The sequence below is a fragment of the Photorhabdus cinerea genome, from assembly GCF_011189575.1.
Taxonomy (GTDB): Bacteria; Pseudomonadota; Gammaproteobacteria; order Enterobacterales; family Enterobacteriaceae; genus Photorhabdus; species Photorhabdus cinerea.
The window spans coordinates 1-802 of record NZ_PUJW01000123.1; the positions used below are offsets into that span (position 1 = coordinate 1).

Annotated in this window: 1 protein-coding gene; it reads left to right on the plus strand. The window is 41.5% G+C overall.

The window, feature by feature from the left end; genetic code table 11:
- Window positions 1–67: 67 nt before the first annotated feature.
- On the plus strand, window positions 68–802 hold a 735-nt coding region (locus C5469_RS22905; protein WP_166311004.1), incomplete at its 3' end, for a KilA-N domain-containing protein.

An 802-nucleotide genomic window follows, 5' to 3' on the forward strand; every position in this document is an offset into this window, starting at 1 on the left:
GGTTGGCTGCCTTCTGGGGCTGGTATTCCTGTGTGACAAGGGTTCATTTTTGAGCAGGTAATAAGCCATGAATAATATTTTCCCAATGGAGTATGAAAAACAGTTGTTCCCATTTAGTAATGAATGTTGGGCTAATGCCACAGTAGCAGCCAAGCATTTTGGTAAAAGAACAGTGGATTGGCTGAGACTGGATTCAACAAAAAGCTATGCAAGAGAAATTGGAGAAGAGCTTGATATACAAGCAATAAATATAAAAGGTGAGATTTCCCACCTTTTAGTTAACGTAGAAAAAGGCCGTAACGGTGGAACATGGATTCACCCTGAACTGGTCATTGAGTTTGCTCGTTGGCTATCTCCCAAATTTGCTCGGGCATGTGATAGACATATTAAAAACATGTTGATATCACAGAATCGAACACTGACCGAAGATCAGATTATCAATCTGCTCACCTATCAAGAGCCAACAACATGGGAAAAACGGTTCCAAGAGCCTTATTATCAGGCGTTATCGAGAATGACAGGCTTACCTTACTTTGGTCATGTAGGTGGATGTCCGTCTTTGTTTGGTGCGATCACTTCTAAGTGGGTGTATCAGGTTGTATTGCCGGATGCTGTTTATTCTGAAGCAAAAGAGGCCGCTAAAGGTAGCAGAGAGAAGATCCATCAATATCTTAAGCCAGAAGCATTAAAGCTGGTGGGAGAACAATTGAAAGCTGTAACAATGCTGGCTAACAGTTGTGCTGACTATAAAGATTTTGAAGCTCGTTGTATGGTGGCATTTGGGGTAAAAGGGCAGTTAAAA